Genomic DNA, 22,003 nt, shown 5'->3' on the forward strand with positions numbered 1-22,003 from the left:
CAAAATTTGGTGTGGGGATAAAAAAACGGCGGGTGCTTTTGAAAAAAAGCACGCACCGCCGCCAACTGTTCTGTTGTGGTCAAACGAATCCGCCGACTCGCCACTCAATGGTTTGGCCTGCCATGTAGGGACGAACTTCTCCAAGCATATCGGGTACAACCCAAGGATCTCTGGCCAAGACTAATTTTTCTTTGTTCCTTGGCAGTCCATAAAAATCCGCTCCAAAAGCCCAAGTGAAGTCAATAAGCGATTCCCCATCCGAATACCGCTGGAACAGATCAAGGAGCTTTGGCATGAGCACCGGAGCCGAGAACACTCCCGAACAGATCTGGTCCGAGTGTTTGGACCCGAGCCGGTGCGGCGCCGAATCGCTGCCAAAAAATACTCGGCGCAGCTTTTTATAGAACACCAGCATACGCAGAGCATCGCGGTCTGCCCGTCCCTTGATCTCTGGTTTGCACATCCGGTGCGGATCACCCAAGCCTCCGCGAACATCATTCATGGTATCGAGCAGGTGATGAATCGTCACGGTCGCGCCGACAGTTTCAGCAGCGTCTTCGATGAACGCAACTGCGGCCGATGTACTGATATGCTCAAGCACGATGCGAAGTTTCGGAAAGTTATCGGCAACCAGTTGCACCAAAGGAAGGAACATCATCTCTCGCCTTGATACGTCAACCCATTCCCACGTCGCCGGGCATTCGCCGTGGATCTGCAGAACCATATTCCGGTCCTGCATGACCTCGAACGTCGGAAATAGCACAGCGATGTTTGAAATGCCGTCTGAGGATGCGGTTGTCGCACCTTCAGGATAGAACTTCAGGCGAGGAAACCCTGCTTCCCAAAAAGCCTGAGCCAGATCCGGCGTGGTCAGATCCGTGATCTTCGGCGAAACAAGAGTGTGGGAACCATACGGCTTTGTCACCGCGTTGGTTCTGAGGTTGTACGCGATCGCTTTCTCAACGGTCGTTATGGCCGGGACATTTCCCATTGCCACTACCCGTTTGAATTGCGTGGCGCTGAAAGGCGCTACGTCAGAAAGCATCGGCTCGTCGCGATAGTGCGCGTGCCAGTCGTCCGGTGCGGGTATGGTGATCTCGTTCGTCACAGATCCTCCGTTTGAAACATGGAATTGGATCAAGCTCTCGCTTGATTTAAAAGTATAGCAACCTCTCTCTTTTTCAGGCAAATAGATCCCCACACCAAATTTTGGTGTGGGGATAAAAAAACGGCAAGCGTTTATGAACACTTACCGTAAAATTCCCCGTCCCTCCCGAGTTCATTGGCGTGGGCGATGATCTTTTTCACCCGCCACGGCCGCATGAAAGCAACGGACCCGACGGCGATCGCCGAGGCTCCTGCCCAAGCCAGCCGGTCGACCTGCCTGACATTGAGAATTCCGCCGCCGCCGATGATCGGTTTTGTGATCCCTGCCGCGCGAGCCTGCCGGATCCAAGCTTCAACCTTATCGAACAGCCAACTGGCTCCGGACAAACCGCCGCCGCCCAAATCTGCCAATGGCGATTCTGTTGTGCCAAAAAGTTTGCGCCTGACCTCCGCCGGAATGTGTATCCAGTTGATCGCGTTGGAATTGCAGAAGCCATCGCAATTTTCATCCTGACACATTGCCAGTGCAGCCCAGACAGGAAATAAGGCATCTATCTTAATAAGCAATGGTACCTTGTCGCCCAGACGACGAAGGATCGCCAGACTCTCTCTAGTCTCTGAGACCAGAGACCCCACTTCTTCTTCGTGTTCGACGTTCGGGCAGCTGATGTTCAGCTGGACGCCGAATTCGCTCCTGAAAGGCAAAAATTGTTTGATCTGGCTGACCATGTTCGACAATTCATGAAGCCGTTCCGAGCGCGACTTTGCCAGAGCCATCAGCGAGATCTGAAACGGCTCTGCTCGGTCCTGCCAGACCTGCATTGCAAGCAGCGCATTGATGCCAGGGCCAGCAAGTCCCACCGCATTCAGGGCCGCTCCGCGGATCCAACTGTATGGGGTGACGTAGATGCATCGCGGCTTGAATTCAGCAGGCGTCATTCCATCACGAAGCATCTCCATGTTCCCGGGTTCACCGTAAGATTTCCCCAGACGCGATTCCCAGGTCGTGGTTTTGGCAGTAAAACTGCTGCCGGTAAAATCGAAGCCCGGAACCCAATGCAAATACTGATGGAAAGGGTAGCCTTTACCGTCAAAATTGCGGACTCCGCTCTGGTCGAATGCGTAGTTGAAACGAACCCCGCGGATGATCATTTGCCACTCCTTGAGAAAAGAGAAGAACCAAATACTTCAAAACATTATAACACAAAACAGGCCGCGCAAAGCGCGGCCTGTTTGACAACCTATTTTATTTTTTTTCTTATGAATGCCGGGATCTCAAGTTCATCCTGATCTTCCGCCATTTCACGTTCCGGTTCCTCTTCCATCACTTTCGGTGCGAACATCGGTTTTTTCATTTCACTCTTCACCGGTTCCTCCCGGCGGATCAGCGGTTCAGCTCTTCGCAGGCTATCGTCAAATCCGGTAGCCACGACCGTGATCTTGACTTCCTCATCCATTTCCTCGTCGATCACTGCGCCAAAAATAATTTTAGCATTGGCATCAACGGATTTGGTAATAAATTTAGCCGCTTCCTCAACCTCGTACATGCCCAGGTCTTTGCCGCCCGTAACGTTGAACAAAACTCCGCGCGCACCGTCGATCGAAAGTTCCAGCAGCGGCGAATCAATGGCCGCGCGTGCCGCGTCCATGGCCCGGTTCTCGCCGGTGCCTCGGCCTATGCCCATTAAAGCGGATCCCGCGTTTTGCATAACTGCTTTTACATCCGCAAAATCCACGTTGATCATGCCGGGCGTGGTGATCAGATCGGAAATGCCGGCAACTCCCTGGCGCAAGACATCGTCAACGGTGCGAAAGGCGTCCAACAATGAAGTTTTTTTATCAATAATCTGTAAAATGCGGTCGTTGGGAATGATAATGATCGTATCGACATGCTGTTTTAATATCTCCAGGCCTTTTTCTGCAGTTTCTTTGCGCTTGGCCCCTTCAAACGCAAACGGTTTGGTCACCACTCCCACTGTCAGAACGCCGGTTTTTTTCGCTAATTCCGCGACGACCGGAGCAGCTCCGGTTCCTGTGCCGCCTCCCAGACCGCAAGTAATAAATACCATATCGGCATTATGGATAACATCCAAGATCTGATCCTTGCTTTCTTCGGCAGCGGCTCTCCCGATGTCGGGATTAGCTCCGGCGCCAAGGCCTCGGGTAATTGTTTTGCCGATATGAATTTTGTGGTCAGCCTGCGAATTATGCAGGGCTTGCGCATCGGTGTTGATTGCCACGAATTCCACGCCTTTGATCCCGGTTTCCATCATTCGGTGAATAGCATTATGGCCGGAACCGCCAACGCCGATAACTTTAATACGCGCAAATGTCTGAATTTTAGGTTTGACCTCAAATGATCTTGGCTTCATAAATTAAGGTAAAAAACTTTTAAACCATTTCCGCAAATTTTTGACGGTATCATTTTCCATAACTTTGCGCGTAAACTTATTGACCGTCCGCGTTGAGCCGAGCAAAAATTCATTGGCCCAAAGCACCAGTCCCACCGCAGTGGCAAACGACGGATCATCCACCCGGTCAATGACCGTTGTCACAGATCCCGGACTGCCTATTATGACGGGCAAGCGCAGCTGCTTTTTGGCTAATTCTACTACACCTGGAAGTTTGGCGCCACCGCCTGTCAAGACAATTCCAGCGGGCAGTTGTCCGTCCCGGTTGATCTTTTTCAATTCCTTGTTGATCAGATCGAAAGTTTCTTCCAGCCGCGCTTCGGTGATCTCGGCAATGTGTTTAATTGAGACCTTGCCTTCTTCCTGGCGGTCGATCTTGGACAGATCCACATCCACGTCTTTCTTTACCTCGCGCATTTCCGCCTGACTGTATTGCAACTTCACTTTTTCCGCCGTATCCACTGACGTGCGCAGGCCAATAGCCAGATCATTGGTGATATGCATTGACCCGACCGGCAAGATCACGGAAGAGATCAGATCGCCCTCATCAAAAACCACCAGTCCGGAAGTCCCGCCGCCAAGATCGATCAAAGCCACGCCCAATTCTTTTTGTTTTTTCGTCAGGACCGCTTGGGCCGCGGCCAAAGGCGCCAAAACCAAGTCGTCAATTTCCAAACCCGCCTGCTGAATACATTTGGTCAGATTTTTTATGAAAGGGACCGAGGCCTGGATGATCTGGCTGTCCACCTCGAGGCGGATGCCGGACATGCCCACCGGGTCTTTGATGCCCATTTGGCCGTCCACTGTAAAATTTTTCGGAATAACATGCAAAATTTCCCGGTTCGCCGGGATGGAAATGGCTTGCGAAGCATCCACGACCCGCACTACGTCGTTTTCCGTGATCTCCCCGTCCGCGCGCGCAACTGCTATCACGCCGTGGCTTTCCTGGGATGATATTTGAGCCCCGCCGACTGATACGACCGCATGGTCAATGGTGAGTCCGGTCATACGCTCGGCTTTTTCCAGGGCTTCGGAAATGGAAGACACAGCTTCATCAATGTCGACGATCACGCCGCGCCTGATGCCTTGCGATACCGCCTCGCCCACGCCAATAATGCTGGGCGTACCCAATTCTGATTCCTGCTTGCCTACGACCACCCGAATAACGGACGAGCCGATGTCAAGACCGACGAATATGCTTTCTTTTGCCATTTATTTGAATTTCTAATTGATCTAAATAGGATCAATTAGATTAATTAGGTCGATTTATTTTCATTTCAATTGCTCTTTCACAATTTTCGAAATCGCGTTTCCGTCTGCCTGGCCTTTGACTTTTGAAATCACTTCCTTCATAACTTTGCCGAAATCGGCAACTCCGGCATTTGTGCTTTCAATGACACTTTTAACGATAGCTGCCAATTCCGTTTCATCCATTTGCTTGGGCAGATATTTTTGCAGCACGCTCATCTGAGCTTCCTCGTGCTCCACCAGATCAGTGCGTCCGCCGGCCTTAAAACTTTCAATCGAATCCCTGTGCTGTTTGACTTTTTTGGCGAGGACGCTCAAAACCTCGTCCTCGCCTAAAGATTTGCCTTTTTCTATCTCGGCATTTTTTATGGCCGCCTTCAGATTGCGCAAAGCAGAAGTATGAACTTCATTTTTTTCTTTCTGGGCGGTTTTTAGGTCATCATCAATTTGTTGCAATAACATGACATCTTTTCTTTCGCTTATCTGCGCCGAAACTTTGTTGGCGGAGGAAGTTTGCCCATCTTTTTCAGTTCTTCGCGCTTTTCGCGGTTGATCGCGCGCCTTGCCGCGTCCTCGCGCAATAAATTACGCGATCTATTCGGTTCATAGAAACGGATTTTGCGCGCACGCACCAAAACACCGCTTTGCTGGATCTTGCGGTTGAATCGCCGAAGCAAACTTTCAAATGATTCGTTATCTTTTCTCTTAACTTCTACCAAAAATATCACCTCGCTTTATAAATAGCCTGGTCTGGACAAAAAAATACCAAGGCTTGGCCCAAATATAACATAAAAACCGCTTTTCGGTCAATCTTAGGGTCAAATAGCTAACAATCATTCAACGATTCTTGTGCAACCGGTGTTTCATTTGGCATTTGAACCAAAGTCTTTTGGCCGTTTTGTCACTTTCCCAATCTTTTTTTGACTTCCTCGATGATCCGCTCGTAGGTAAACAGTTCCTGCATGCCGGAACGCACGTCGCGGAGTATCACTGTGCCGTCGCGCGCCTCTTTTTGCCCGATGATCAGAGCGATCGCCACTTTATTTGATTCAGCCAGCTTCAGCTGGGTCTTGATCGAGCCCGGGCCGACGAATTCCGAAGCCATGATGTCATGGTTCCAAAGCTCCGTGAACAATCTTAATGTCTTTTTTGCCGCAAGTTCCCCCAGCGGCACCAAAAACACATCCACTTTGTTCTTGCTGGCAAATTTTACCTGGGCCAGTTCAAACGCGGAGAGGATCTTATCCAGTGTTCCGGAAAAACCCACGGCTTGGGTGGGCAGGCCGCCCAAACTTTGGATCAGGTCGTCGGCATGTCCGCCCAAGCCCAAAGTCACATCTTTGTTTTCCGCATGAAACCGTATTTCAAACACGGTGCGGCGGGCCCAGGTCTTGCCGATGACCTTCGGGTTTAGGTTATAGACAATCCCAAGTTCATCCAACCCTTCCAATACGCCGATGAAATGCCTGCGGCAATTTTCACAAAGGTAATCGATCAAAGCCGGCGCGTCAGCGGCGGCGGCGGAACAGGATAAATTTGTGCAAGCCAAGATCTGCAGCGGCTGGTTATTCTCCAGATGGTCCAGGCAATTTTCGCACAGATCATATTTCCTGTCCTTGAAATAGTTGCGCAGCTGCTCCTGATAAGCCGGCTGGCATTCAATACATCCGATGTTGTTCACCTCCAGCGACAGATTATTTAGGCCGATCTCGCCGAATAATTTTAGCAGCAGATTGATCATCTGCGCATCAGCGATGGGCGCGGTTTGCCCGAATATCTGGAAACCGTATTCGGAGGTCTGTTTGATCTCATTGCCGGAAATAAAAGCCACAGGCGATGAGTAATACCATTTGCTGACCCGTTCCCTTTCCGGGAAATGATATTCAAGATAAGCCCGGACCAAACTGAAAATATTGGACGGTTTGGCTGCGATCGCATTGCTTTTCGGGTCCTGCAAAATTAAAAGCTGTTCTTTGTCCGAAGTCCAGAATCCATACAGATGCGCATCCTCGAACATCGGGGTATCGATCCTGACATAACCGAAATTATGCGCCAGGGTGACCAATTTCTCCAAAAAAACATCCCATGATAAATGATGCTCTGGCAAAAGATCCTGGGAGCCGGCCAGCCTTGGCGGCGCTTTTTCGACTGTCGGTGTGATTTTGCGGGGACGACCCATAAAAGATGATTATTATAAAGTAAAAATAAAAAAGTCAAAAGATTACTTTTTTTATTTTTTACTTTTTAATTTTTTCCTTAAAAACTATAACTGGGCAGCTTATTATAAAAATCCCATTCATTCAGCGGCAGAACCCTGATCAGCACCCTTCCGACCATGAGAGACCGTTTCAGCGGCCCCCAATCCCGCGAATCGTCGGAAGCCAGGCGGTTATCCCCCATCATAAAGTATTCGTCGCTTCCCAAAGTCAGGATTTTTTTGCCGCCGACGATCGTCATGTCATGCGCGTAGCTTAACTGCTGATTTGGCAGATAAGGTTCATCGGATGTAACACCATTCGGGTGCTGCGCGTTAAAAATCGTAACCTTGCCGTTGTCAATTTCCACTTTCTCGCCGGGCAGGCCGATTATTCGCTTGATAAAAAACTGTTTGGGATCTTTCGGGTAGTGCAGCACGATCACTTGCCCGCGCTGAGGAGAACTGAAATGATACGTCAGCTCGTCAATGATCAGATATTGTCCGTTGGAAAAATTCGGTTCCATGGATGAGCCGGAGACGATGAACGGCTGGAATATAAAATATCGGATCGGAACGATAATTATAATTGCCAGTATTATGATCTTCAAAAAATCCCAAACCAACAGCAAACCCGAAACAAAGCCGCCGAAAGAACTATTTTTATGTTTACCCGAGGTTTCAGTGCGGGTCCCGGCCTCGTGGCCGGATTGATCTTCTGGTGCATCCATAGAAAATATTGTTTAGTAAACTGCTTCGCGAGTTCTTCGCATTACACTTCTACGCCCCCGAATGTGCAGTTGTTGCACTTCGGAGCTCCGTTCAGGAGCGTAGAAGTGGTGGGCGAAACAGGACTCGAACCTGTGACCTCGCCGATGTGAACGGCGCGCTCTAACCAGCTGAGCTATCCGCCCTTTAAATCACAATTAATTTACAGATACTTATTAGCTTAACAGATAACCGCTGAACAAATCAATACTGTCCGCCGATGGATGGATTAAAGACCCTTTTTCGCGTATAATACCTGGGCATCTGATATGATTCTATGAAAAACTTCGACCTTATAAAACCACAATTGCAGCAGCAGGTCCAAAATAATAATCATTTTGACCCAATTGTCCAGAAACCGCATAGACGAACCCGGAAATGGAAATGGATCATTTTAATTTTGGTTATTCTAGCTTTGGCCGGCTTTGCTTCAAGCAAATTATTGTTAAAGACCAATCAGATATTTACCGGCAAGGGCAATATCTTTACGCGAGTCGGCAATCTGATCCTTAGTCCTGATAAAAAACTGATCGGGGAAGATGAAGGACAGATCAACATCCTTTTGATGGGAATCGGCGGCTCAGGACACGATGGCGCTTACCTTACTGACACCATGATCGTGGCTTCGATCAATACCAAAACCAATGAGGTCGTTTTAATCTCCATCCCCCGTGATTTTGCGCTGGACCTGCCCAAAGTCGGATACAACAAGGTCAATGCGGCGTACGCCTATGCCTACAAAGATAACCCCAATACAGCCGGGGATGCCGCTATTGATGCGGCTGAAAAAATCACCAATTTACAGATTCCTTACTACGCTGTGATCGATTTTCGGGGTTTTGTCAAAGCAGTCGATGACGTGGGCGGAGTGGATGTGACCGTAGACAACACCTTCACTGACTCGAGCTTCCCCAATGACTATCCTTATGATACGACAGGATACTTAGCTCCCGTAACATTTACCAAGGGCCCGCAGCACATGAACGGACAGAGAGCTTTGATCTTTGCCCGGTCCCGGCATTCGGAAAATGCCGATGAAGGTTCTGATTTTGCGCGATCTGAGAGGCAAAAAAAAATCCTTGTTGCGTTAAAAAACAAGATTCTGTCGCTGAAGCTGACAAACTTGCCGACGATCAACAACCTCCTGTCCGATTTCACGGATAATTTCCGAACGAACATGGAGCCTTACGAACTGAAACATTTGACCGACCTGGCCCAGAAAACAAACAACGATAATATTTATTCTTTTTCACTTGATCCGGACGGCGTTTTGATCTGTTCGGCCCTGGTAGACCCGCAAACAGGAAAAAAAGTTCCCGAACCTGCCCCGGCTCCGGCCCCTACTTCTACTCCGACTCCTCCGCCTGCTACCGGGGCCTCTGCCGCTAAAACGACCGCTGCAGTTCCCACCGCTGGCAGTGTTCCGACTGTGATCCCAACAGATACGACTCCTGCGGTAACTGAGCCTGAGGTGGTCAGGATGTATGTGGTACAGCCTTGCGAGGGAAAAACCTTAACCGATATCCATGATTGGCTTGTTAATGCCCCTGTTATGGCCAAACTGAATAAAGAAAAAGCAACCGTGGAAATTCAAACCTCCACCGGCAAGCCGATCTCTCCGACCCGCTTCAAACAGTTATCCTTAGCGGGAATTGATGTTAAGTATGCAATATTCAAAGGGAAGGTTGCCTACAATCAGACAGTCCTTTACGACAATACTAAAGGCAGCAAGCCTAAGACGCTTGATTATCTCAATTCAAATTACACTTTGACCCCGTCAGACGTAACGTATCCTGCTTCTACCGCGGACTTTGTCATAATCGTGGGGAAAGATTCGTCATGAAAATCCCTTTAGTGGCGATCATCGGCCTGCCGAACAGCGGAAAATCAACTTTTTTCAACAAGGTTTTGGAAAGGCGGACCGCGCTGACTTATCCCGAAGCCGGCACCACGCGCGACCGCGCTTACGGTCTGGCAAACTGGAACAGATTGGCATTCTATTTGATTGATACGGCGGGGATCATCAAACGGCCGAACTCAGACCTGGAAATAAATATCCAGAAGCAAACGGCAATTGCCCGGGAAGAAGCAGATCTGATTATTCTCTTGGCTGACGGCAAGACCAATCCCTCCACCGAGGATCTGCGGGTGGCCGCACAATTGTCTAAAACCCACAAGCCGATAGTTTTGGGTGTGAATAAAATTGATGTGCGCAATACCAAAACTCAGACTGCAGCCGAAGTTTACCAAAAACTGGGGTTGGGCAGCCCCTTTATGATCTCCTCGGTCAACGGTTCAGGTATCGGCGACATCCTGGATGAAGTTGTAAAAAAACTTAAAAATGAATTCGGTAATCAGGCGCCTGAAGAAACAGAAAGGCTGAAGATTGCATTTGTGGGCCGGCCGAATGTCGGAAAATCATCCTTGATCAATGCGCTTATCAAACAAGAACGGCTGTTGGTGCATAATAAAGCCGGAACCACTCGCTCCACAGTTGAGATTCCTTTTGAATCAAAAGGAAAAAAATTTCTGCTGCTCGACACCGCTGGCATCAAAAAGAAGTGGGACCAGGATAAGGATGTGGAAGCAGCCGCGGCTTTCCAATCCATCCGCACCATCGATCAAACTGATGTGGCATTGTTCGTGGTGGATGCCACAAGCGAGATCATGGTCCAGGACCAGATCATCGCTTCTCAAATTCTTGAGCAAGGAAAGGCTTGCGTTATTCTGTTGAACAAGATCGACCAGCTGGATAAAAAAGCCCAGGACAAACTGCTTGATGTTTTGCCGCACTATCTGCCGCAAATGTGGTTTGTGCCCGTGCTGTTTACGTCAGCGAAAACTTCTCAAGGACTGGATCTTTTGCTAAAATTCGCTCAAGAGGCGTTTAATTCAAGCAAGCGTGAGATCGACCCTTCTGAGCTTGACCAATTTTTGGAAAAAATGCTTGCCGAGAAAATGCCGGGCAAAATGGAAGACCAGCGCTCCCCCAAAATTTATAATTTGAGTCAGATCGGCGTTAATCCCCCGACTTTTAAAATGACGGTTAATTTTCCTGCGGCAATTGCGGAAGCTTGGAAAAAATGGTTTGAAAAACAATTCCGGTTAAAATTCGGTTTTGAAGGCACGCCGATAGAAATTAAATATATTCGACGAGAATGATTCTAATCGTGGGCTTAGGCAATCCGGGCAAGCAATATGAAAATTCGCGGCACAATTTCGGCTTCCGCGTTTTGGATCTGCTTTCTGGCGGCGAACCCTGGGAAAACAAATATGACAGCCAAATCATTAAAACCGATGACATAATTTTGGCCAAGCCGCAATTATATATGAACTTGTCCGGCAAAGCCGTGACTCAAATTCTGAAATTTTATCCTGCGGCACAACTCGTTGTCGTCCACGATGAATTGGACCTGCCTTTAGGTTCAATGAAAATAGTAAAAAACAATTCCTCGGCAGGGCACCACGGCGTGCAATCAATCATAGACGAGATCGGCACGAAAGATTTCATCCGCATACGCTTAGGCATTGATAACCCCGAAGCACGCGGAGAAATTCCCGGCGATGAGTTTGTCCTGCAAAAATTTACACCACAGGAAGAAAAAATAGCAAAAGAAATTTTGGAAAAAACCAAGGATGCGATCGATGTTCTGCAAACCGAAGGACTCGATATTGCGCAATCAAAATACAACGGCTGAAGAAGCCGTTTTTTTTACAAAAAAAAGACCTGCTCTTGCAAGTCTTAGGACTTAACGGGCAAACCGCCGGGATCTCTTCGCTTTAGATGGAGCGGGATGGGCGGCTGCCACTTTTGCGGCTCTATCAATCCTTTCTTTTCCAGGTCTTTCCTTGTTTCGTTCGCCTTTTTTATAGACGACCGCTTGCTTGTTGAGAATTGTTCGGCCACACGCACGACGCCTCCGATGAGAATGGTCCGAGCTGGGGGTGCGGACCAAGTTTTGCCAGAACTGGGGGAGCCGGGTGCAAACTTACGACTCGATCGAACTCCGGAATGCTTCGTGCCAAGGAAGCGGTTTAGCCGTCAGGCCTCGCGGCAGCTCCATGCACGAGTATTCCTCGTCGTCATTTAATATGACGACGATCTGATCAGGTGTGAACGACTCCATCAGCCGGAACAGGCGGGCCAGTTGATGCGCTCGCAGGCAACGCTTCTGCGAAGCCAGCTTAAGGAGTTCTTGGGCTTGCGGGGAATCAAGCCAGACGGGTCGATTGGATCTCGGTTCGACCAAATCCAGAGCTACAACGGTCAAGCCGCGTAGATCTTCCTCTCTGTAACGTTGGTCTCCCAGCATACGGACGATCTCCTGCAACGAAACGTTAGTTGTTTGTCCCGGGAGCATCCCGGGGCAGTTGTGCGGTCAGTTGCCTCCTTTCCTCCATGAACGAAATATAAAAAAACTCGGGTGAGTTTTAAATATACTTGACCCTACCTACGAGTGCTGGACAAGAACGGAAAACCGCTCCGGCCCAAACTTTGGGTTACTTGCAAACAATAGGAGGGATGCTGCCTGCTTTCGCCACTCGCAAGGTAGGGTCAAGAATACTATAATGATGTTATTAAACAACTAAGATAATATATAATAGCAAAAATCCACCTCATGTCAAACGCTGACCGAAACCTGCTAGAAGCCAAAATTTTCGCCAATGCCTTCAGCCTCATCCCGGAACTGGGCCCTGTCTCGCTGCAAAAACTACATAATCATTTCGGGGACTGGTATACGGCCTGGATCGCGTCTAGCGCTGACTATATCGATGCCGGGTTGCCCGCCAAAAGCGTTAACCAGATTATAGCAAATAAACCAAAAATCAAGCCAGAGCAGCTATTTGCCGAACTGACCCGCCGTCAGATCGAAGTTCTGTTAATTTCAGAACCGGACTATCCCAAACTTCTGAAGGAGATCCATGCCGCTCCTCCCGTTCTGTATCTTCGGGGCAATAAAAAAACATTGAACAAACTTTCCGTGGCCGTGGTCGGCACCCGCAAAATGTCCAGCTATGGCGGACAAGCGGCGGAAGAGATCGTCCTGGGACTGGTCAACAATGGAGTGGCAATTGTTTCAGGCCTCGCATTCGGGATAGACGCGCAGGCATTAGGCACTGCTGTTGCCAACCAAGGCGGCACGGTTGCTGTCTTAGCGTCGGATTTGAACGACACAAATATTTCGCCGCGTTCAAATTTTAATTTAGCGCAAAAGATCATTGAAACAGGCGCGCTTGTTTCCGAATATCCGCTGGGACACCCTTCCCAAAAACAAAATTTTCCTGTCCGCAACCGCATCATCTCCGGTTTAAGCTTGGGAACCTTGGTCGTGGAAGCGGATGCCGAAAGCGGTGCTTTGATCACCGCCAACTTTGCTTTGGAACAAAACCGCGAAGTGTTCGCAGTACCCGGGTCTATTTTCTCGCCCACCAGCCGCGGTACCAACCAGCTCATCAAAAAAGGCGCCAAGCTCGTCAATACAGCTTTCGATATTCTGGAAGAGCTGAATTTGGATGCAACCGCGTTGGGCGAACCGGTGCTGTTGGAAGTCAACACGGAAGAAGAACTGATCTTGAAGCACCTCAATCGCGAAGGACTGCATATTAACGAGTTGATCAAGACGGTCAAACTCAACGCCGGTTCGGTCAGCGCCAATTTGACCCTGCTTGAGATGAAAGGCCGCGTGAAAAATCTGGGAGCCGGACTGTATGCAAAAATTCGATAAGCATCTAAAATTTATATGGGAGTTTTCCGTTGGCATAGCATTGTTGCTGACACTGGTTTTGCTTTTTTTTCCAAAAAAACAGGCTCCAACCGAGCAGATCGTAATTCCTAAATCACATGCGAAAATCACCACGATCTTTCTGGCCGGGGACATCATGCTCTCGCGCGATGTGGCTGGCAAGATGATCAAGGCCAATGACTTTACTCTGCCTTTCCAAAAAACAGCGGAAGTTACTAATTCGGCCGATATCGCTTTTGCCAACCTGGAAGCGCCTTTCTTGGACCAGCCACCCTATGCCCAGAATGATATAAAGTTCAAAGTAGACCCCAAGGCTGTGGCGGGTCTTAAATTTGCCGGTTTTGATATTCTGTCCACAGCCAACAACCACGCCTTGGATCAGGGACAAAAGGGCGTTTTCTATACTCTAGCTTGGCTTGCCTTAAATCAGATAAAACCCATCGGAACTGGTCCCGATTGCCACATAGGACAGGTTTTGGAGCGCAACGGGATAAAATTCGGATTTTTGGCCTACTCCTACGCCGCTTTCAATGACGGCGGGAAAAAACCGGATCCCGCGGTTTGCGATGCGAACGACACAACTCAGGTTTCCTCCGATATCCATGCCTTAAAACCAAAAGTTGATTTCCTGATCGTATCCATGCACATGGGTATTGAGTATACGCGAACTCCGACTATTGCGCAGGAAAATTTTGCGCACAATGCCGTTGATTCGGGAGCGGATCTTGTGGTCGGGGCTCACCCGCATTGGATCCAACCTCCGGAACAATATCAGGGTAAATGGATCTTTTATTCCCTCGGTAATTTCGTGTTTGATCAGATGTGGAGCCGGGAAACCAGGGAGGGTCTGACAATAAAATTATCTCTGGCGGATAAAAAATTATCAAAAATAGAGCTTATGCCCGTGATCATTGACGATTATTGCTGCGCCAGGTTTGCCAATCCGGACGAATCTGCCGCCATTTTAAGCAAGGTCGGCTTGACAAACAGCATTTTATTGGACAACAATTAGAGCTATGGCAAAAAGTTTAGTTATTGTAGAATCCCCAACCAAAGCAAAAACGATCAGCCGCTTCCTTGATGGCGAGTATAAAGTGGAGGCGTCTTTTGGACATGTCCGCGATCTTCCTTCAAGCAAGATGGGCATTGACATTGAACATGATTTTGAGCCGACCTATGTCATCCCGCCCAAATCAAAAAAACGCGTCGCGGAACTGAAAAAATTGGCCAAAGACGCGCCCGAAATAATCCTCGCGACTGACGAAGACCGAGAAGGCGAGGCCATTGCCTGGCACCTGGTCTCCGCTTTGGATCTAAAGAAAAAAGATATCAAACGCATCGCCTTCCATGAGATCACCAAAACCGCTATAAATGATGCTCTGGAGCACCCCCGTCAGCTTGATCTGCATCTGGTGGATGCCCAGCAGGCCCGGCGCGTTCTTGACCGTTTGGTCGGCTACGAGCTTTCGCCATTCCTTTGGAAGAAAGTCAGAATGGGATTATCTGCCGGCCGCGTGCAATCAGTGGCGCTTCGCCTGATAGTGGAACGCGAACGGGAAATCCAAAAATTCAAACCACAGGAATACTGGAGCATTGAAACCACTTTTAACAAAGACGGGCAATTCGTCGGCAAACTGAATAAGATAGACGGCAAGGTTCTGGATAAGCTGGCTATCAAAAATGAAGAAGCGGCGCATAAAATTGTTGCGGACCTGGCCAACCGGCCGGCAATTGTTTCGGAAGTTACGAAAAAAGAGGTCCGCAGAACTCCGGCCGCGCCTTTCACCACTTCAACGCTGCAGCAGGAAGCCGCGCGCAAACTGGGGTTTTCCGCCAAGCAAACCATGATGTATGCCCAACAATTATATGAGGGCGTAGAACTCGGCGAAGACAATGCCACAGGCCTGATCACTTACATGCGCACGGACTCGGTCAACCTTGCGGAACAGGCTTTGCAGTCAGCCCATGATGCCATTATGGAAAGATACGGCAAGGAATATCTGCTTGACCAGCCGCGAAAATATGCTTCCAAGCAGAAGAACGCGCAGGAAGCGCACGAGGCCGTGCGGCCCACTGACCTAACGCGCGATCCGGACAGCGTGAAAGAGCATCTGGATAAAAACCAGCTTCGCTTATACGACCTGATCTGGAAACGCACGATCGCCACGCAGATGCCTGAAGCTGTCTTTGATGCCACCAGCGTGGATATTGATATTGCCGGACAAACGAAAAAATATGTGTTCCGCGCCACTGGCCAGGTCATCAAATTCGATGGGTTCATGAAAGTTTACCTGGAAGGCACGGATGATGAAGAAGCCGAAGAAGAAGGCCTGCTGCCGGATCTGGCAAAGGGCGACAAGCCAAAAGTCATTAAAACCATTCCCAAACAGCACTTCACTCAGCCGCCGCCGCGTTTTTCCGATGCGACTCTGATCAAGACTTTGGAAGAATACGGCATTGGACGCCCGTCCACATACGCTCCGACAATTTCTACCATCCAGGAGCGGGATTACGTGAACAAGATCGATAAAAAATTCCATCCCACGGAGATCGGCTTTATCGTCAATGATATTTTGGTTGAGCATTTCCCGCTAGTCGTAGATTTTCAGTTCACAGCCAAAATGGAAGAGGAACTGGATGAGATCGCGGAAGGCACCAAACAATGGGTACCAGTCATCCGCGAATTTTACGGACCATTTCATGAAAACCTCGTGTCCAAAGAAAAGTCAGTGGAAAAGCACGTGGAACTGCTGGACGAAAAATGCCCGTTATCAGGCCATCCCCTGCAGATAAAATTCGGCCGGTTCGGAAAATTCATCGCCTGCTCCAACTATCCGGAGTGCAAATACACCCGGCCTATGCCGGAAGAACAGAAGATCATTGACGAAAACACGGGCGTTATTTGCGATAAATGCGGCAAGCCGATGGTGGTAAAGTTCGGCCGGTTTGGAAGTTTCCTTGGCTGTTCCGGCTATCCGGAATGCAAGAACATCAAAAAGATCCAGAAAGGCACGGGCGTGGTCTGCCCCAAATGCGGGGAAGGCGAACTGGTGGAGCGCCGAAGCAAGCGCGGAATTTTTTATTCCTGCTCAAGATACCCGCAATGCAAATTCTTGATGAACGGCAAACCGACCGGCGAGAAATGCCCGAAGTCCGGCGATCTGCTGATGCTTGACCGCAACGGTAATCTGAAATGTTCAAACAAAGAATGCGACTACGAACGAGAAGTGGAACCTGCGAAAGAAGAAATAAAAGCATAATATCCTCAAAAAAATAAAAGCCGGGATCAGCCTCCGGCTTTTTGCTTGTCCAGGAATTCTTGGATGCGTTTCGGCGCGTAGCCAAAAAATAATCCTTGGATCCAGTCGCGATCGAAGCGGGAAAGTTTGGCGCGATCCAAAAAATCAAAAGCAGAAAGAGTCCACGGTTGACGATAAAATCCATACCGCCAGCGATATAGTCCTCGCCACCGACCTTCTTTTCCATAATGCCTAATCCAGTAAAATACCTTTCCTGTTTGCCCGGCTCTCTTAAGGCACATTGCCAGATCATGTTCCAGATCCGATTTTTTGGCTCGCCTCGCGCAGACTTCGGAAAAAGGCTTACGGCCACGAGCAAGAAGTTTAATGGCGATCATACATTGCTCGTATTCATATGTACAAATGGTCGCTTTTCTGTTGCTCATCAACCCTCCTTGATATTCCGAATATTATATCAAAAAGAAAAACCGATGCGATAACGCACCGGCAAAATTCACCAGGCCAAGGGCCTGTCTTCGAACCAGACAACTATTCTCGCTGTCCAGATCGCAAACATCGGCAACCAGAAAAGAACAAACTGCATCGTTCTGACCGACCATGTTTCCACGGCCTCATCATTCCACCAAAAGCCAATCAGACCGTGAAAGGGAATGGGCGTCACAAATATTCCTACGATTCCGAGTACCGCGAAACTAAAAGGCAAGAACCCGACCTTTTCGAATCCGTACCGCCGGATCTCGCTATACAAAGATGAGGAGTAAACCATCAGCGCCAACATGCCGATGAATTCGGCGATCAAATTGAACATCGAATCCTCCTTGATGTATTAAGGCTATACTAAAAATCGCAAAAAGAAAAACCGATGCCTGCAATTGCTTGCAAAGCATCGGCATGGCGCCTAGAACATGTGGAGCAGTTCCTGCCTGTCACCTGCCACCGGCCGGACTATTACACTCGTTTCCATAATGTGCACCTTCTGGATCACGAAGTAGGTCCACTCCGATGGGACGGGATCAAAACAAAGGCATGCCCGCCCTCTTTCAGACGCGTCTGCTGCGATCAGTTCCCCATCCCGCCTCTGATATGCCCGAAGAACTTTCGTCGGGTTTCCGGAGAGCGTGACTGAATCCTGAATGAGCAGATCATCCCATGGTTCTTTAACCGTTATTCCGAAACATGCAGCCACATGAACAGGTCGCCAGATCTTGCGGCCGATCCACTCGTGTATCAGCACATAGTCGGAACGATGTTGACGCTGGGAACTGAAGATCCGCCGAAAGTAGGCTTGGTCTTCAGGGGCGAGTTCGGGAAGCTCAACGTAAGTCTGAGACATGTGCTCTCCTGCCCTATCGGCGAGGAGCGTGGTCAACTGCACCGACTAGGGCAAAGCGGGGTTGCGTGCGTGTCCGAGCGATGTTCTGCCCGGACGTGAACCGAATCCTCTTTCAAATTTCAAAAAATTTTTTATTTTTCCCTAAACTTGGAAAAAATTTTCTAATTTAGCATAGGTTGATCTTTAATGTTTTGATCAACAAAATAGTATACTAGTTTAGTACACTTTTGTCAAGGTTGACGAATCTGCGAGCGAATAGCGAAGCAGTCTATTTCACTGCGACAGTTCGCCGCATCGCGTCACTCCTCGCAAATTCGCTAACGATCTGCTCAACTTCCTGTGCATTTTTTGTTTCCATCAGTTTCATCCGCAGTTCTTTGGCGCCGTCAAAGCCGTTTACGTAAGCTTTATAATGCTTTTTCATAACTTCAAATCTTTTCCCGCCCATGGGCAGGTTTACGAATTTCTCTTCAAACAGTTTTGAATGCTCTATCATCGCTTGCAATCGTTTGTGAACCGGAATTTTCTCTATCGGTGTTTCTTTATTGAACATCCACGGGTTACCAAAGATCCCTCGGCCGATCATCACGCCATCAGCGCCTGTTTCAGAAATTTTCTGCTCAGCTTCAGTTAAAGTCAGCACATCGCCGTTGCCGAGAATTAAGGGTCTGTTTTCTTTTGTAGTCAGCTGATTTATTAGCTCAACTACTTGGGGCATAATTTCCCAATGCGCAGGCACTAAAGAAAGTTCTTTTACTGTCCGCAAGTGAATGGTGATCGCTGCGATGTCAGTTTTCAAAAGCTCGGGGATCCAATTTTCAATATCAATTTTGCCTACCCCCAGGCGTGTTTTGACCGAAACCGGCAAGACAGATGCGCCCTCTTTGGCCGCCAAAATGATCTCCTGCGCCAGTTTCGGATTTTTAATCAAAGCTCCGCCTGCCCCTTGTTTCAGAACGGCCCGGTCCGGACAGCCCATGTTTATGTCTATCCCGTCAAAGCCCAGGTCTTTGATCAACTTTGCAACTTTATAAAAATTTTCCGGCTTGGCGCCGAAGATCTGGGCCACGATCGGCCGCTCGGTTTCTGAATACCAGAAGTCAACCAGAAGTTTTTCCAGGCCCTCAGAAACCAGACCATCCGCTGAAACAAACTCGGTCCAGGTCACATCTGGCTTGCCGTATTTAGCAATCAAAAACCGAAAAGCCGCATCCGTGACATTGGCCATGGGTGCCAGAACAAAGATCGGTTTTTTTAGTTTATCCCAAAAGCCTCTGTTCATAATTGATAAATTCTAGCAGACTTCCGTAGATTAAAAAAGTCCTTTGTTGAAAATCCAACTTTATATATAATACCCATATGACAAAGAAAATTTTAATTGTATCCCTCTTATTAGGCTTAATTGCCACCTCCTGCAATAGAGTAGCGGATAACAAGCCTGCAAATGAAGTCGCGATTCCCCAACCTGGTACTTTGGAGAATTTTCAAAGCCAAAGCGCCAAGGAAGTGGAAAACCCTCAGCAAGGCTCACCTGCGCCTAAGCAAGATTCAACAGCACCAAATAAGACAGCTTCAGTTCCGGCTCATCCGCCCTGCTCAAATGGCGACAGTCAGAATTTTGAATGTTACGCCCAATATTATAAAAATTTAGTGGAAACCCAAGGTGTTCCTGCAGCCTTCACGAGCCTGCGGGCGGAATACGACCTCAACGCTTACGTCTCAGCCCAGTGTCATCCTCTGGCTCATGTCATCGGCCAGGCCGCAGTTGAAAAATACCCGACCGTAGCAGAGGCTTACACTCACGGCGACAGCTTTTGCTGGTCAGGATATTATCATGGAGTTTTGGAAGGAGTGGTGGCAAGGATCGGCAGGCAGAAAGTACCCGGCGCTTTGAATACTATCTGCGACGGCATTGTGGGCAAGGCCAGCTATTCATTCGATTATTATAACTGCGTCCACGGCCTAGGCCACGGCGTTATGGCGTTCACAAACGATGAACTTTTTGATTCCCTGAAACTTTGCGACAAGATCAACGGGGATTGGGAGAAATCTTCCTGCTACAGCGGCGTGTTCATGGAAAACGTCATCGTTGACAACAAGAATCATTTTACCAAATATCTGAATCCCGCCGATCCGCTCTATCCTTGCGATGCCGTGGATGCAAAATATAAAAGCACCTGTTACCTGATGCAGACATCCTACATGCTGAAGGTCACGACCGGTAATTTCAAGAAGGTGTTTGAGCTGTGTTCCGGGGTGGAAGACGCTTACCGCTCAACCTGCTACCAGAGCCTCGGCCGGGACGCTTCTGGCAGAAGCAGCAGCAATGTGACTACAACCAAGAACACGTGCGAACTGGGGAAAAATTTTGAACAACAGTCCAACTGCGTCATCGGAGCGGTCAAGGACTTTATTTCTTATTTTCATTCGGACACACAGGCCAAGCAATTATGCAACGCTTTGGCCGCCGATCTGCAAACTTTATGTTTGACCACAACGGACAGTTATTACAAATCCTTCTAACCTTTAGCGAGGGCGCTGCACAAAAAAAAAGAATTCTGAGGCCGAGTTGCATTACCGCAACGAGGCCGAGGACTTAGGCGATAAATTTGCAACCGGCAAATTTATGCCGTCTTTTTTTGCAGCACCTGAGCGGCCTAATCATTCTTCATAAAGATCTTATTTTCGAACAGCCAGTAACTTAGCGCCTTGCTCCACGGCAGAACCGAAAGAAAATATCTCAAGTCAGCGCCTTTACGGATGACCCAGCCCCAAAAACCGGAAACAATGAGGTTCGGGCTGTACATCACGGCAAATTTACCCGTGACCGGGATGACATAGCGGGTGGACCCGGGCTGATAAGGCACCAGGGATTTGCCGCGGATCATCCGGTAAATATTTTTTGCCACAAACTTCGCTTGATTGATGGCTTCTTGCGCTGTTTGCGGCATTAATTTTTTGCTTACCGGATCACTAAAGCACAGGTTGTCTCCGGCGATAAATATATTGGAGTAGTTTTGAAGATTCAAGCTTGGGGTTGTCAGTGTTCGGTCTTTTTTATCCGTTTCCTGAATGTAATCCACGGGCAGACGGCATGACCGCACGCCGCCGGTCCAGATGAGCAGGTCGCATTCCAGCCGCTCTTTCATGTTCAAGGTCACAAAATCTTTGCCAAGTTCAGTGATCAGGGCTGAAAATCTAGTCTCAATGCCCATCTGGCTGATCCGGGCGGAAACGATGGAGGAAACTTTTTCCGAAAGTCCGCTCAGTAGGCCCGGTCCGCCTTCCACAACCAATATCTTGAATTTATCCAGATCTTTTCCGTGATACATACACTCATGCTTCAGAAGATTGTGCAGTTCGCCGGCAAATTCCGTGCCGGAAAACCCGCCGCCGCCGACTATGAACTGGGCGTGGTCTTTTTTCACGACCAGATCCTCAACGCGGTTGCGGATCATGATCGCATCTTCCAGGCTTTTAAGGGTAAAGCCAAATTTTTCCAGATTAGTAATGCCGTAAAAATCCGAAATACTGCCCAAAGCGCAGACCAGATAGTCAAATGGAATTATTCTTGAGTCAGTTATCACTTTGCTGCCTGCGGTGTCGATCCTGTCCACGAAACCCTTGAAGACTTTGACTTTGGTCTTGCCGAATATATCGGAGAATGGAATAGTCACTGTGCGCTTGACCTTTTTTGCTTCCACCAGCCGATGCTCAGTGGTGGCCGCTTCATACAGTCCGGCCTGATAAGTCTGGTAATCCTTGTGGTCAACCAGAATAATCTCATACTCATCGCTGTCATGCAGGTAATTGTTCAGGTCCAAGGCCGCGCGGACGCCGGCAAATCCGCCGCCGACGATCACAATATTCTTTTTTACTAGATTATTTTTTTTCATCCCTTGTTCCCGCTGTGAGCAGTTTCATAAAAAAAGCACTTT

The 22,003-nt window shown here is 48.7% G+C and carries 21 protein-coding genes and 1 tRNA gene; 7 read left to right on the top strand and 15 right to left on the bottom strand.

Annotated elements, in window-relative coordinates:
• Positions 1-79: 79 nt before the first annotated feature.
• The 9 genes from WDN47_03040 to WDN47_03080 all read right to left on the bottom strand — a co-directional run bounded on the left by WDN47_03040 (position 80) and on the right by WDN47_03080 (position 7,874).
• Positions 80-1,141, bottom strand: coding sequence for an amidohydrolase family protein (locus tag WDN47_03040; GenBank protein MEJ0021537.1), 1,062 nt, complete (start codon positions 1,139-1,141; stop codon positions 80-82).
• 98 nt (positions 1,142-1,239) lie between these two features.
• Positions 1,240-2,259, bottom strand: a complete 1,020-nt coding sequence (locus WDN47_03045) for a hypothetical protein (protein ID MEJ0021538.1) — start codon at positions 2,257-2,259, stop codon at positions 1,240-1,242.
• An 89-nt stretch (positions 2,260-2,348) separates the two neighbouring features.
• The gene (gene ftsZ, locus WDN47_03050; protein MEJ0021539.1) at positions 2,349-3,479 is read right to left on the bottom strand and encodes a cell division protein FtsZ; all 1,131 of its coding nucleotides are present in this window, start codon (positions 3,477-3,479) and stop codon (positions 2,349-2,351) included.
• 3 nt (positions 3,480-3,482) lie between these two features.
• Complete coding sequence (gene ftsA / locus WDN47_03055) at positions 3,483-4,730, bottom strand: cell division protein FtsA (GenBank protein MEJ0021540.1); 1,248 nt, start codon at positions 4,728-4,730, stop codon at positions 3,483-3,485.
• A gap of 60 nt (positions 4,731-4,790) precedes the next feature.
• Entirely contained in the window at positions 4,791-5,228 is a 438-nt protein-coding gene (locus WDN47_03060) for a GatB/YqeY domain-containing protein (protein MEJ0021541.1), read from the bottom strand.
• A 17-nt stretch (positions 5,229-5,245) separates the two neighbouring features.
• Positions 5,246-5,485, bottom strand: a complete 240-nt coding sequence (rpsU, locus tag WDN47_03065) for a 30S ribosomal protein S21 (GenBank protein ID MEJ0021542.1) — start codon at positions 5,483-5,485, stop codon at positions 5,246-5,248.
• Positions 5,486-5,667: 182 nt separating this feature from the next.
• Positions 5,668-6,945, bottom strand: a complete 1,278-nt coding sequence (locus WDN47_03070) for a HisS family protein (GenBank protein MEJ0021543.1) — start codon at positions 6,943-6,945, stop codon at positions 5,668-5,670.
• Positions 6,946-7,022: 77 nt separating this feature from the next.
• Positions 7,023-7,691: a signal peptidase I gene (gene lepB, locus WDN47_03075; GenBank protein ID MEJ0021544.1), complete on the bottom strand. Its 669-nt coding sequence runs from the start codon at positions 7,689-7,691 to the stop codon at positions 7,023-7,025.
• A gap of 106 nt (positions 7,692-7,797) precedes the next feature.
• Positions 7,798-7,874, bottom strand: a tRNA-Val gene (locus WDN47_03080).
• Positions 7,875-8,005: 131 nt separating this feature from the next.
• Here WDN47_03080 and WDN47_03085 point away from each other — a divergent pair.
• The 3 genes from WDN47_03085 to pth are packed head-to-tail and all read left to right on the top strand — an operon-like array spanning position 8,006 to position 11,426.
• Entirely contained in the window at positions 8,006-9,571 is a 1,566-nt protein-coding gene (locus WDN47_03085; GenBank protein MEJ0021545.1) for an LCP family protein, read from the top strand.
• Positions 9,568-10,890 (top strand): ribosome biogenesis GTPase Der, encoded by a 1,323-nt coding sequence (der, locus tag WDN47_03090; GenBank protein MEJ0021546.1) that lies wholly within the window; start codon positions 9,568-9,570, stop codon positions 10,888-10,890. The genes WDN47_03085 and der overlap by 4 nt, the downstream gene beginning before the upstream one ends.
• Positions 10,887-11,426, top strand: coding sequence for an aminoacyl-tRNA hydrolase (gene pth, locus WDN47_03095; protein ID MEJ0021547.1), 540 nt, complete (start codon positions 10,887-10,889; stop codon positions 11,424-11,426). The genes der and pth overlap by 4 nt, the downstream gene beginning before the upstream one ends.
• A gap of 291 nt (positions 11,427-11,717) precedes the next feature.
• On the opposite strand, the gene WDN47_03100 is transcribed toward pth, so the two are convergent.
• A complete protein-coding gene (locus tag WDN47_03100) occupies positions 11,718-12,041 on the bottom strand; it encodes a hypothetical protein (GenBank protein ID MEJ0021548.1) in 324 nt (107 codons plus the stop codon).
• A gap of 306 nt (positions 12,042-12,347) precedes the next feature.
• Here WDN47_03100 and dprA point away from each other — a divergent pair, with 306 nt between their 5' ends.
• Genes dprA through topA form a run of 3 tightly spaced genes read left to right on the top strand, consistent with a single transcriptional unit; the run spans position 12,348 to position 16,732 of the window.
• Positions 12,348-13,454: a DNA-processing protein DprA gene (dprA, locus tag WDN47_03105; GenBank protein ID MEJ0021549.1), complete on the top strand. Its 1,107-nt coding sequence runs from the start codon at positions 12,348-12,350 to the stop codon at positions 13,452-13,454.
• Positions 13,438-14,484, top strand: a complete 1,047-nt coding sequence (locus tag WDN47_03110) for a CapA family protein (GenBank protein ID MEJ0021550.1) — start codon at positions 13,438-13,440, stop codon at positions 14,482-14,484. Before dprA ends, WDN47_03110 begins: the two co-directional genes overlap by 17 nt.
• 4 nt (positions 14,485-14,488) lie before the next feature.
• Positions 14,489-16,732: a type I DNA topoisomerase gene (gene topA, locus WDN47_03115; protein MEJ0021551.1), complete on the top strand. Its 2,244-nt coding sequence runs from the start codon at positions 14,489-14,491 to the stop codon at positions 16,730-16,732.
• A gap of 26 nt (positions 16,733-16,758) precedes the next feature.
• Here the strand turns inward: topA and WDN47_03120 are convergent, their stop codons facing one another.
• The 4 genes from WDN47_03120 to WDN47_03135 form a co-directional block, all read right to left on the bottom strand.
• Positions 16,759-17,157 (bottom strand): hypothetical protein, encoded by a 399-nt coding sequence (locus WDN47_03120; protein ID MEJ0021552.1) that lies wholly within the window; start codon positions 17,155-17,157, stop codon positions 16,759-16,761.
• Positions 17,158-17,225: 68 nt separating this feature from the next.
• Positions 17,226-17,540, bottom strand: a complete 315-nt coding sequence (locus WDN47_03125; GenBank protein ID MEJ0021553.1) for a hypothetical protein — start codon at positions 17,538-17,540, stop codon at positions 17,226-17,228.
• 90 nt (positions 17,541-17,630) lie between these two features.
• A complete protein-coding gene (locus tag WDN47_03130; protein MEJ0021554.1) occupies positions 17,631-17,966 on the bottom strand; it encodes a hypothetical protein in 336 nt (111 codons plus the stop codon).
• Between the two features lie 367 nt (positions 17,967-18,333).
• Positions 18,334-19,347, bottom strand: a complete 1,014-nt coding sequence (locus WDN47_03135; protein MEJ0021555.1) for a tRNA-dihydrouridine synthase — start codon at positions 19,345-19,347, stop codon at positions 18,334-18,336.
• A gap of 77 nt (positions 19,348-19,424) precedes the next feature.
• Here WDN47_03135 and WDN47_03140 point away from each other — a divergent pair, with 77 nt between their 5' ends.
• On the top strand, positions 19,425-20,588 hold the full coding sequence (locus WDN47_03140; protein MEJ0021556.1) for a hypothetical protein: 1,164 nt from the start codon (positions 19,425-19,427) through the stop codon (positions 20,586-20,588).
• 134 nt (positions 20,589-20,722) lie between these two features.
• Here WDN47_03140 and WDN47_03145 read toward each other — a convergent pair whose 3' ends face one another.
• Positions 20,723-21,961 (bottom strand): NAD(P)/FAD-dependent oxidoreductase, encoded by a 1,239-nt coding sequence (locus WDN47_03145; GenBank protein MEJ0021557.1) that lies wholly within the window; start codon positions 21,959-21,961, stop codon positions 20,723-20,725.
• Positions 21,962-22,003: the final 42 nt, after the last annotated feature.

This window comes from Candidatus Doudnabacteria bacterium (assembly GCA_037200925.1).
In the GTDB taxonomy this organism is placed as follows: Bacteria; Patescibacteriota; Doudnabacteria; order UBA920; family O2-02-FULL-48-8; genus JBDTSL01.

What these genes read in the sequence shown, in the direction of transcription:
- WDN47_03140 (MEJ0021556.1), top strand. Translation starts at nt 19,425, where the DNA reads ATGACAAAGAAAATTTTAATTGTATCCCTCTTATTAGGCTTAATTGCC.
- WDN47_03135 (MEJ0021555.1), bottom strand. Translation starts at nt 19,347, where the DNA reads ATGAACAGAGGCTTTTGGGATAAACTAAAAAAACCGATCTTTGTTCTG.
- pth (MEJ0021547.1), top strand. Translation starts at nt 10,887, where the DNA reads ATGATTCTAATCGTGGGCTTAGGCAATCCGGGCAAGCAATATGAAAAT.
- ftsZ (MEJ0021539.1), bottom strand. Translation starts at nt 3,479, where the DNA reads ATGAAGCCAAGATCATTTGAGGTCAAACCTAAAATTCAGACATTTGCG.
- WDN47_03145 (MEJ0021557.1), bottom strand. Translation starts at nt 21,961, where the DNA reads ATGAAAAAAAATAATCTAGTAAAAAAGAATATTGTGATCGTCGGCGGC.
- ftsA (MEJ0021540.1), bottom strand. Translation starts at nt 4,730, where the DNA reads ATGGCAAAAGAAAGCATATTCGTCGGTCTTGACATCGGCTCGTCCGTT.
- WDN47_03070 (MEJ0021543.1), bottom strand. Translation starts at nt 6,945, where the DNA reads ATGGGTCGTCCCCGCAAAATCACACCGACAGTCGAAAAAGCGCCGCCA.
- der (MEJ0021546.1), top strand. Translation starts at nt 9,568, where the DNA reads ATGAAAATCCCTTTAGTGGCGATCATCGGCCTGCCGAACAGCGGAAAA.
- WDN47_03120 (MEJ0021552.1), bottom strand. Translation starts at nt 17,157, where the DNA reads ATGAGCAACAGAAAAGCGACCATTTGTACATATGAATACGAGCAATGT.
- WDN47_03125 (MEJ0021553.1), bottom strand. Translation starts at nt 17,540, where the DNA reads ATGTTCAATTTGATCGCCGAATTCATCGGCATGTTGGCGCTGATGGTT.
- dprA (MEJ0021549.1), top strand. Translation starts at nt 12,348, where the DNA reads ATGTCAAACGCTGACCGAAACCTGCTAGAAGCCAAAATTTTCGCCAAT.
- WDN47_03045 (MEJ0021538.1), bottom strand. Translation starts at nt 2,259, where the DNA reads ATGATCATCCGCGGGGTTCGTTTCAACTACGCATTCGACCAGAGCGGA.
- WDN47_03100 (MEJ0021548.1), bottom strand. Translation starts at nt 12,041, where the DNA reads ATGCTGGGAGACCAACGTTACAGAGAGGAAGATCTACGCGGCTTGACC.
- WDN47_03060 (MEJ0021541.1), bottom strand. Translation starts at nt 5,228, where the DNA reads ATGTTATTGCAACAAATTGATGATGACCTAAAAACCGCCCAGAAAGAA.
- topA (MEJ0021551.1), top strand. Translation starts at nt 14,489, where the DNA reads ATGGCAAAAAGTTTAGTTATTGTAGAATCCCCAACCAAAGCAAAAACG.
- lepB (MEJ0021544.1), bottom strand. Translation starts at nt 7,691, where the DNA reads ATGGATGCACCAGAAGATCAATCCGGCCACGAGGCCGGGACCCGCACT.
- WDN47_03085 (MEJ0021545.1), top strand. Translation starts at nt 8,006, where the DNA reads ATGAAAAACTTCGACCTTATAAAACCACAATTGCAGCAGCAGGTCCAA.
- WDN47_03110 (MEJ0021550.1), top strand. Translation starts at nt 13,438, where the DNA reads ATGCAAAAATTCGATAAGCATCTAAAATTTATATGGGAGTTTTCCGTT.